At 45.3% G+C, this 10450-nt stretch carries 9 protein-coding genes; 5 read left to right on the forward strand and 4 right to left on the reverse strand.

What is annotated here, in order from left to right:
* The 3 genes from QZ735_RS07590 to tpx all read right to left on the reverse strand — a co-directional run.
* Positions 1-1291: delta-60 repeat domain-containing protein (locus QZ735_RS07590; RefSeq protein ID WP_294246400.1), on the reverse strand; the 1291-nt coding region annotated here is incomplete at its 3' end.
* Positions 1292-1436: 145 nt separating this feature from the next.
* Entirely contained in the window at positions 1437-2948 is a 1512-nt protein-coding gene (locus tag QZ735_RS07595; protein ID WP_294246403.1) for a T9SS type A sorting domain-containing protein, read from the reverse strand.
* Positions 2949-3113: 165 nt separating this feature from the next.
* Positions 3114-3611, reverse strand: a complete 498-nt coding sequence (gene tpx, locus QZ735_RS07600) for a thiol peroxidase (protein ID WP_294246407.1) — start codon at positions 3609-3611, stop codon at positions 3114-3116.
* A gap of 143 nt (positions 3612-3754) precedes the next feature.
* Between tpx and QZ735_RS07605 the strand changes: the two genes are divergently transcribed.
* From QZ735_RS07605 to QZ735_RS07615, 3 genes are all read left to right on the forward strand, one after another.
* On the forward strand, positions 3755-4207 hold the full coding sequence (locus QZ735_RS07605) for a T9SS type A sorting domain-containing protein (RefSeq protein WP_294246409.1): 453 nt from the start codon (positions 3755-3757) through the stop codon (positions 4205-4207).
* Between the two features lie 12 nt (positions 4208-4219).
* Complete coding sequence (locus QZ735_RS07610) at positions 4220-5329, forward strand: hypothetical protein (protein ID WP_294246411.1); 1110 nt, start codon at positions 4220-4222, stop codon at positions 5327-5329.
* 106 nt (positions 5330-5435) lie between these two features.
* Positions 5436-7655 carry an NADP-dependent isocitrate dehydrogenase gene (locus tag QZ735_RS07615; protein WP_294246414.1) on the forward strand — a complete coding sequence of 740 codons (2220 nt, stop codon included), beginning with the start codon at positions 5436-5438 and terminating at the stop codon, positions 7653-7655.
* A gap of 457 nt (positions 7656-8112) precedes the next feature.
* Here QZ735_RS07615 and QZ735_RS07620 read toward each other — a convergent pair whose 3' ends face one another.
* On the reverse strand, positions 8113-8745 hold the full coding sequence (locus QZ735_RS07620) for a DUF4142 domain-containing protein (RefSeq protein ID WP_294246418.1): 633 nt from the start codon (positions 8743-8745) through the stop codon (positions 8113-8115).
* A gap of 612 nt (positions 8746-9357) precedes the next feature.
* Here QZ735_RS07620 and QZ735_RS07625 point away from each other — a divergent pair.
* The gene (locus QZ735_RS07625) at positions 9358-10074 is read left to right on the forward strand and encodes a DEAD/DEAH box helicase (RefSeq protein ID WP_294246421.1); all 717 of its coding nucleotides are present in this window, start codon (positions 9358-9360) and stop codon (positions 10072-10074) included.
* Positions 10075-10116: 42 nt separating this feature from the next.
* Positions 10117-10311: a cold-shock protein gene (locus tag QZ735_RS07630; protein WP_294246423.1), complete on the forward strand. Its 195-nt coding sequence runs from the start codon at positions 10117-10119 to the stop codon at positions 10309-10311.
* The last annotated feature ends 139 nt before the right edge of the window (positions 10312-10450 follow it).

The raw sequence follows: 10450 nt of genomic DNA on the forward strand, positions 1-10450 counted from the left end.
GGTCAGCAGCTATGTCTTTTGCATCCAGATAAGCCGGTACCGTGCCGTTGAATCTGGAAAGGAAAATATTAGTTCCACCGGCAGAACCGCAGACCATTATCTTACCGTCGCTCAGGACATCCATATCCTGAATACCGGAAAGATTACCATATCCCTGCTGTATTTTGCCATTGTTTCCAAAAGTAGTATCAAGATAGCCGTTGCTGGTCACCCTCATCAGTCCTATATCGGTGTAAGATCCTGCAGTTACGGCTCCTGCCAGGAGGATTTTACCATCCGCAAGTATTTTCATCGCATGGGTAGTATCGTCAGAAGAACCAATAGAAGCCGTAAAGATCCCATCCCCGTTAAAAGAAGTGTCTAAAGACCCGTTGGCATTCAGGCGCACCAGGGCAAAATCATCCCTGCCGTTCAGTGACAGGAAGGCCGTACCGCCAATCAGGATTTTACCATTGTTTAGAAATGCGATTTCAACCGGCTCATCATTATCATTGGAAGACAATACAATCAGTTGTTTCCCGTCCCCGCTGAAAGAGGTATCCAGGGAACCGTCTGCATTGTATTTTACAATTCCATAATCTGAGCCGCTGGCTGAAGCACCATAAGAGTAACTGCCTACAGCTATTTTCCCGTCTGTGTTGATGGCAATACAGGTAGCGGAATCATTGTTTCCGGTAATATCCGTTGTTACTTTCCCGTCCCCGCTGAAGGTGGTATCCAATGTTCCGTCCACATTGATTCTTGCAACCGCTACATCCCTGTTGGAACCTGTGTAGGACTGTCCTGCAACGAGAATTTTACCGTCAGGCTGTATAGCAACTGCCTTGGCAATATCTTCATTGGTTCCGAAAGCAATAGTCAGTTTACCGGTGCCGTTAAATGATGTATCCAGGGTTCCGTTGGCATTGAGCCTAACTACCATAAAATCTTTCCTGTTGATGCTGTTGGCATCTTCCCAGTATCCTACCGCTACAATTTTGCCATCCGGCTGAATCTTCATATCATACAGTACGGCCTCGAGACCGCCGAAATAAACCGCTGTATAACCGCCGGACCCGAAGGAAGTATCCAGCTGATTAGACGATGAGAACCTGTAGAATTTGAAAGCATGGCTGAATTCATAAGTCCCGACCACCATTCTTTGATTCGCATCAATTTCTATTTCAGTTCCATAGGAACCGCTGTTATAAATATAAAATCCGGAATTTCCGTAAGAAGTATCCAGCGTTCCTTCCTGAGAAAGGGCGAGGCCGGAAAGCAGTAGTGAACAAAAGGTAAAGATCTGTTTCATCGTTATCATTTTTTTGATGGTGCAAAAGTAAAGTATTTATCAATCGGATCAAACAGATTTCTGAGAAACCGGACCTTCACGAATAATGACCTGATGACTTTTAATATCAAAGCCCTGCAGCTGTCCGGCTGCAGGGCTTATCGTTTTAATTTTTGATAATTTTCTTGGTGATGGTCCTGTCTTTGACGGTAATCCTGAGCAGGTAATTTCCTTTCACAAGATCATGGACATCAATTTCTTTTGCATTCCTGCCTGACTTTACCAGTTCGCCGGATACGGAATAGAGTTCAAAGTGCTCCATCTTTTCATTGCAGTACAGTACCTCTGCCACAGGATTCGGATAAACGGAAACTCCGTGGTGGTCAGCAGCTATGTCTTTTGCATCCAGATAAGCCGGTACCGTGCCGTTGAATCTGGAAAGGAAAATATTGGTACTTCCGGCAGATCCGCATACTACAATTCTGCCGTCGCTGAGAACGTCCATATCCTCAATGGTACTCAGATTGCCATATCCCTGCTGGGTCTTACCGTTGGTACCGAAAGTGGTATCCAGATTTCCGGCCGGTGTCACCCTTATCAGGCCTATGTCCCTGAAAGAGCCTGCCCAGACAATTCCGGCCAGCAAAATTTTGCCGTTGGAAAGCAGTTTCATAGATGAAGGAGTATCGTCAGATGTTCCGATGGAAGTCGTAAAAATGCCATCCGAATTGAAGGAGGTATCCAGTGTCCCGTTCGGATTCAGCCGTACGATTGCAAAATCGTCTCTGGCACCGGTATTCATAAAAGCAGCCCCGCCTACCAGGATCTTTCCGTCGTTTTGAAATGCGATCGCCTGAGGACTGTCATTGAATGACGGATTGATAATTACCACATGTTTTCCGTCTGTACTGAAAGAAGTATCCAGCGATCCGTCTGAATTGTATTTTGCAACACCGAAATCAGCAAAGATACTGGATGAGGCAGCTCCGTAAGTAAAGCTTCCTACTGCAAATTTACCGTCTTTATCAATGGCTATACACCTGGCTTCGTCGTTGTTGCCTGCGAGATCTGTCGTAACCTTTCCATTGGTACCGAATGTGGTATCCAGGCTTCCGTTTGTATTTAATCTGGCAATGGCAATATCCCTGAAGGAGCCTGTGAAAGAATGTCCGGCCACCAAGATCTTGCCGTCATTCTGTATAGCCAGCGTTTGGGCTACATCCTCGTTGGAGCCGAAAGCAACCGTAACAATACCTGTACCATTAAAAGAGGTATCCAGCGTCCCGTCTGCATTGAGCCTTACCACTACAAAATCCTTCCGGTTGGCACTGTTCGTGCTTTCCCAGTATCCTACGGCTACAATTTTCCCGTCCTGCTGAATTTTCATATCATACAGTACAGCATCATCTCCTCCGAGGGATACCGTTGTTGAACCGCCGGTACCAAAAGTGGTATCCAGCTGGTTCGAAGCACTGAACCTGAAGAATTTGAAAGTACGGGACGTGCTGTAGGTTCCCACCACCATTCTCTGGCTGGCATCAATTTCTATGGAGCGTCCGTAAGCACCGCTGTTATATACGGAAAAGCCTGAATTTCCAAAGGAGGTATCCAGCGTTCCTTCCTGGGAAAAAACAAGACCGGAAAGGAGTACTGAACAAAAAGTAAAAATCTGTTTCATCGTTATCATTTTTTGACTGTGCAAAAATAACTTATTTATCAATCGGATCAAACAGATTTCTGAGATACCGGATCATCATAAGAGGGATGAGATCATCTGCTTTTATACAACAGCCCCGCAGACAAATATCTGCAGGGCTGTTATAAAATTAGGGTGAAGCTTTATTTATCTGAGTGCAGACAATGCTGCAGTATAATCCGGTTCATCGGCTATTTCCGCTACCTGCTCCGTGTAGATGATCTTGTTGTCTGCATCGGTAACAATCACCGCACGGCTCAGCAGTCCCTGGAACGGAGAATCGGAAATTGTCAGTCCGTTATCGTCCCCAAAAGTTCCCCTGAAATCGGAAAGCGTTTCCACATGGGTTAATCCTTCAGCGGCGCAGAACCTTCCGAGGGCAAAAGGCAGGTCTTTTGAAACATTGATTACCACCGTGCCTTCCAGTCCTCCGGCTTCTTCATTGAATTTCCTGGCTGATTTCGCACAGGTAGGCGTGTCCACACTCGGAAAAATATTGAATACCTTTTTCTTTCCTTCAAAAGTTCCCAGGGTCTTCACCTGCAACCCGGAATCCACCAATGCAAAATCGTTGATGGAACTTCCTACAGAGGGCAAAGTCCCGATGGTATGCACTTCGTTTCCTTTTAATGTAATTACTGACATTGTTTTATTTTTTTAAGTTGATCAAATGTACTTAAAATCCGGGCATAAATAAAAAACTGCCTATTAAATAATTCCAAAAGAAAAATTGGAAGGGGTGACAGGTATTTTTATATCTTCGCGGAAATATTTAAAAATTGATAACCATGCGAAAAAAAATAACGCTTCTGTTGTTCGCGGTTCCTGTATTCGGGTGGGCCCAGTCTGTAATGGGCAACATCAACTCCGGAGCGGTATCTGCCGGCAATTTTGCGCATTCGGTGGGGGAAATCTATGTCATCCCTACGGATGCAGACCAGGCCAGTTCAGGCACCATGGGAATGCTCTACCAGTCCGTTCTGCAGATCCTGGGTGTTTCAGAACTTGAAAAAGACCAGGTAAAAGTGTACCCCAACCCTACTGCCGATTTCATCCATGTAAAGCTCTCCTCTAAAAGCAAAATTGAAAGCGCTGCCGTATATGACCTTTCCGGCAAGCTTGTGATGCAGTCAAAGCTTGAATCGGAAAAGCTTGACCTCCGGATGCTTCCGCAGGGAATTTATATGGTCGTTTTCAAAAATTCCGACCTCCAACCTATTAAAATCATTAAAAAACCTTAACAACCACTACTCATGAAAAAACTTTACGCTGCAATAGGATTATTTTTGGCCACTTTTGCCAGTGCGCAGGTGCCGCAGGCTTTCAGTTACCAGACCATCGCCTTCAATGCTTCGGGAGCTCCCGTTGCCAACGGAAACGTTGCCTTCAGGATCAGCATCCTGGAGAACTCTGCTACCGGAACGGTTTTGTATACGGAAACCCAGACCAAAACCACCAATGCCAAAGGCCTGGTGAACCTGAATATCGGCCAGGGAACGGCTACTGCAGGAAACTTCGGCGCCATCATCTGGGGAAGCAGCCCCAAATTCGTGAAAGTGGAAATGGACCCGGCGGGCGGAAGCAACTATACCAATGTAGGAGTGAATCAGCTGATGAGCGTACCGTATGCACAGGTGAGTAAAACGGTTATAACCGGAGCCGGACAGGGAATCACGCTGGTATCGCCGAACGGAACCAGTTATACGCTGGGAGTGAATGACGGAGGAACGCTGAGCCTTCCTACAGGCTCAAGTTCTACAGGAAACACGCTGCCTTCCAATCTTTATATGTACGGGACATACAATTCTTATAATCCGTCGTCCGCTGAACTGTTAAGAGGAAACGGACTTCCGAAGATCGGTTACAAATATTTCCAGGCCAACACCCAGATAAAGTTTTTAGCTTCACCAGGCAACGGTGCACAGACCTATGGTTCAGATTCTAATGGATCAATTGTAGCCAATGGAAGCAGCTACAACATTACATCCAATGGGTTCTATCAGATTTCTGTTAAATACAATATGGGTTCGCAGATTATAGCGCAACTTGTCAATTCTGTTCCTGAAATTCAGTTCTCAGGGAGCTATCCACAACCTACAAGCAATACATCCTATAATGCTTCAACCGGAAAATTTACCATGAATGTATTCGGTGTAACGTCTACCAGCGGACCGACCTTCAGGATCGTACTTGGAGGCACTTTGAACCCGGAGTATCTCGGAGACAATTTAAATGACGGCTCGTTTGATGTAAATGGTACCCACATAAGTTTTCCAAACCTGACTTCCACTCCTAAAAATTACAAGATTGAATTTAATGTCAATTTTGATGCAACCGGAACGTATACCATTACCCAGTTATAAATCCAAAGAGGCAGCCGCCTCTTTTTTTTTGCAATAAGGGCTAAAAAACAATCATAATTACTAAATTTGTGAGTCTTAAAAAAATCAAATAATAAATAACAGTATAATGTCAGACAAATCAAAAATCTACTACACCCTCACGGATGAGGCTCCTATGTTGGCAACCCACTCGTTTTTACCGATTGTAAAAGCGTTTACCAAATCTGCAGACATCGAGATTGCCGTTCCGGACATTTCTTTGGCAGGAAGGATCCTGGCCAACTTCCCTGAGTTTTTGAAAGATGACCAGAAAACCGGTGATGCTTTGGCAGAGCTGGGGCAGCTGGCTACCCAGCCTGATGCCAATATTATCAAGTTACCCAATATTTCTGCTTCCGCACCTCAGCTGGATGCTGCCATCGCAGAACTGCAGGCGAAAGGGTTTGCCGTTCCGAATTATCCGGCAGAACCTAAAAACGAAGAGGAAAAAGCCATTAAGGCCAAATATGCAAAAGTACTGGGAAGTGCGGTAAACCCGGTGTTAAGAGAAGGAAATTCTGACAGGCGTGCCCCGAAGGCCGTTAAAAATTACGCCAAAGCCAACCCTCACCGGATGGGAGACTGGGCTTCCGACAGCAAAACCGATGTAGCCCATATGGAAAGCGGGGATTTCTACGGAACTGAGACATCAGCCACTGTAGAGCATGCCACCCGATTCAAAATCGTCTTCAAAGGAAACGACGGTTCTGAAACCCAGTTAAAAGATTTTGCCAACCTGCAGGCCGGGGAAGTAATCGATTCTTCCGTGATGAGCCTGAACGCCCTTAAAGCTTTTGTTGAGCAGGCGATTAGCGAAGCGAAGAACAGAAACGTCCTTCTTTCCGCCCACCTGAAAGCCACCATGATGAAAATCTCCGATCCTATTATTTTCGGTGCCATCGTAGAAACTTTCTTCAAAGAGGTCTTCACAAAATATGCAGATACTTTCAGATCGCTGGACATCAACCCAAACAACGGCCTTGCCGATCTTTTTGATAAAATCAAAGGGAATGAGCAGGAAGCCAACATCAAAGGAGATATCGAGGCTGCACTGGTCAACGGACCGCGGGTCGCTATGGTGAACTCCGATAAAGGAATTACCAACTTCCATGTTCCTTCCGACATCATTGTAGATGCTTCGATGGCTGCCCTGGTAAGAGGCGGCGGGAAGATGTGGAACGCAGAAGGCAAAGAGGAAGATACGGTATGCATTATCCCGGACCGTTCTTATGCCGGATTCTACCAATCTGTCATCGATGATATGAAGGCTCACGGAAAACTGGATCCTACCACTATGGGTTCTGTTCCGAACGTGGGACTGATGGCCCAGAAAGCTGAGGAGTACGGTTCCCACGACAAGACCTTCCAGGCGGCTGCCGAAGGAACCATCGAAGTTCAGGATGAATCCGGAACTGTTCTTCTGTCCCAGAAAGTAGAGAAAGGCGACATCTTCAGGATGTGCCAGACCAAGGACGCCCCGATCCAGGATTGGGTGAAACTGGCAGTGAACAGAGCAAGGCTTTCCGATACACCGGCTATTTTCTGGCTGGATAAAGGCAGAGCCCACGACAGGGAGATGATCAAAAAAGTAGAAAAATACCTGGCTTATCACGATACCAACGGTCTTGACATTAAAATCCTTGATGTAAAAGATGCCATGACGGAAACCCTGAAAAGAGCAAGGGAAGGAAAAGATACCATTTCCGTTTCAGGAAACGTATTAAGGGATTACCTGACCGATCTTTTCCCGATCCTCGAGCTGGGGACATCGGCAAAGATGCTTTCCATCGTACCATTGATGAACGGAGGAGGACTGTTCGAAACCGGAGCGGGAGGTTCTGCGCCTAAGCACGTGGAGCAGTTTGTGGAAGAAGGTTACCTGAGATGGGATTCACTGGGTGAGTTCCTGGCATTACAGGCATCTCTGGAACACCTGGCACAGACCCAGGGAAATACAAAATCCCAGGTGCTGGCCGATGCGCTGGATGAGGCCAATGCCAAATTCCTGGCTACCGATAAATCGCCTGCCAGAAAAGTAGGTCAGATCGATAACAGAGGTTCCCATTTCTACCTGGCGATGTATTGGGCTGAAGCCCTTGCCCAGCAGACTGCGGATGCTGAGCTGGCCGCTCAGTTTGCACCGGTAGCACAGGCCATGCAGGAAAATGAAGAGGTGATCAATCAGGAACTGATCGGTGCACAGGGCAAACCACAGGATATCGGCGGGTATTTCAAAGCGGATACCTATAAGACCTATGTAGCCATGAGACCGAGCACGGTACTTAATGAAATCATTGACGGAATTTAAGAAATCCGGAAATATAAAACAGAAAAGCTCCTTTAGATAAAGGAGCTTTTCTATTGATGCTATATCGGATCAATCATGCCGGTTATCAGCTGATGTACAGAGTGTAACGGAATTCCTTTCAATACATATCATAATGAAAATGTCGCTGAAGTCATCATTTTTATCTTTGTCAAGCTCATGACATCTGCCTTTTCCTTCAAGAATCATCCCGAAAAATAAGATGCGGACTGTTTATCCGGGCATACATTCTCTTTAAAAATGATAATCTTACCTCTTCCTGTCAGCCTTACCATCATAATTTAAACAATCCTTGTAACTTTCAGGCATAGAAATACCCCTGAAAAAAGAAGCATCCAACTCCGGTTTTTTCAGGGGCAACCTTTCATTTAAATTCCGTAATAAAGAAAATTGCTAAGAAGAATTTTCAGCGGGATTTGTTGTGTAGCTAGCTATTTATTTATTTTACAGCGGCCTTTGCTTTTTCAGATTCCATCAGGTGATGTTCTAATGTAGGCAATGTTTTGCTGGCAAATGCTTTCAGGGAGGCATCTCCGCCTGCGGAAGCTTCCTGCTTGAACAAAGCGATGGTCTTCTCATGGTCCATTACCATCATATCGGCATACGCACGGTCGAATTCCGCACCCTTTTTCATTTTCAGTTCATCATACTTCTTCTGCATATCGGCATCTACGCTTGCCGGTAAAGTATATCCTGCTTTGCTTGCCCACGCTTTCAGTTCATTATTGGCTTTGGTATGATCGGTTACCATCATTTTCCCAAGAGATTTAATGGTAGCGCTGTTGCCGTTGGTAGAAGCCAGCTGTCCGGCCATCACTTCCATCATTCCGCCCATTGCTGCTGCATCGGTGAATTTTTTATCCTGCGTATTCAGTGTTCCTGACGCGGAGGTAGTGCCTGCCGTCGTAGCAGAATCGGATACCATTGCTGAGGAATCGGTTCCCGTCATCCCTGAATCTGCCGGAGCCGTCATTGCGGTACTGTCTGCTGTTGCATCGGTTGCCGTCGTTTCATTTTTTTTGCAAGCTACCATTGAAGCTACCGCTAAAATGGCCAAAATTGAATTTTTCATATTATAATTTAATAGGTTAGTGATCTCTTTTATGTGAATTGACAATTCTATTACCGTAATGTAACAATTTATCTGCCAAAATGTTAATAAGCAGCACTTCCTGCCTATATTTTTACCGATTTGTTTGTATGGTTACCTGATAGGGAACCGACGTTCATTACCGGACGCCTGAAAGCTGCAAATATAATTCTGATAATCAATTTATTAAATCACCCATAATCCGGATTATTTTTTGTATGTTTGCAAAAGCATTTATAAAACGGGTTTCTGCCTTTGCCATTCTGTTCAAGTTAACCTCACCATTTTTCTTCCAGTTTAGCTTCTTCAGCCGCCTCCTAACTCTGATTAGTTGACCACCTGCCTGGAGACGAAAACCGGAACTGTTTTCTGCAATCCTTTCAGATCAATTGGAAAAAATAAATGATTCATCTACCGGTGATGATAAGGCCTGGCCTGCTGATCCGGAATGAAGGGAAATCCATAACCCTGTCCGCTGTCTGCAAGGATAACGGATGGGAGCAATAACAAAGCAATAATCCGGCAATGATAAGTTCCGCGCCGTTATTCTGAATATGTACTGAAATCCGAGGGGAATATGACCGGAATATTATCATGAGTTTTAAAGATTTACATTTAATCAACCCTATTATCCGCGCCGTTACGGAAGCAGGTTATTCAAAACCTACTGCCGTACAGGAGCAAACCATTCCGCTCATCCTGTCCGGGCAGGACGTGGCAGCATGTGCACCGGAAGGATCGGGAAAAACTTCAGCATTTATTATGCCCGTCCTTCAGCTGCTGAAAAAGAATACTCCTGAACATCAGGAAATCCGGGCCCTTATCCTTGCACCGACTGTTGATCAGGTAACCGGGATTGAAGACCACTGCAAACAATACAGTAAGTACCTTCCGCTGTCGCAGCTTTCCGTTTCCGAAGGAGAGCCTGCCAGCAGCCAGCTTGCCGCACTCAGAAAAAGGGTGGATCTGCTGATTGCAACGCCGGGAAGGCTCCTGGAACTGTTGAATCAGCGAAAAATCAATCTGGCAAGAATAGAGCTCTTCATCTTGGATGAAGCCGATAAAATGACCGATCCGGTGACCGCTGAACAAATAAAAAAAATCCTGCTGCTGGTTCCCGGGAAAAGGCAGACGCTTCTTTTTTCCCAGGTAATGACCACTGCAATAAGAACCATTACTGACAGCCTGTTAAAAAAACCTGTACAGGTACTCATCAGTACGGGAACGGCATTCCAGGCTACTCATGATCAGGGCGGCACAGACAGAAAAACATTCCGCAAGCCGGCAGATATCCCGGCTGTATCACCATAAACACAATACGATATACAATACTAATTTTTTAATACCATTACCATGCAAGAAGGCACAGTAAAATTTTTCAACGAAACAAAAGGTTTCGGATTTATTGCTCCGGCAGACGGAGGTAACGACATTTTTGTACATTCTTCCGGACTGAAGACCAGATCAATCCGTGAAAATGACAAAGTTGTTTTCGAAGTACAGAAAAGCGACAAAGGATTGAATGCTGTAAACGTACAGTTAGCCTAAACTGAAAATTACCAAGTAGTATAAAAGGAATCCCTGACGGGAACAGACTGCACTTTCCGGCAACGGACCGTATCGGCTGATCTCTGAATATATTACCAAAAAATCGTAAAGGTGCAAAATACGTTTATGATGTTATGTT

It is taken from the genome of uncultured Chryseobacterium sp., from assembly GCF_913776365.1.
Lineage (GTDB): Bacteria > Bacteroidota > Bacteroidia > Flavobacteriales > Weeksellaceae > Chryseobacterium.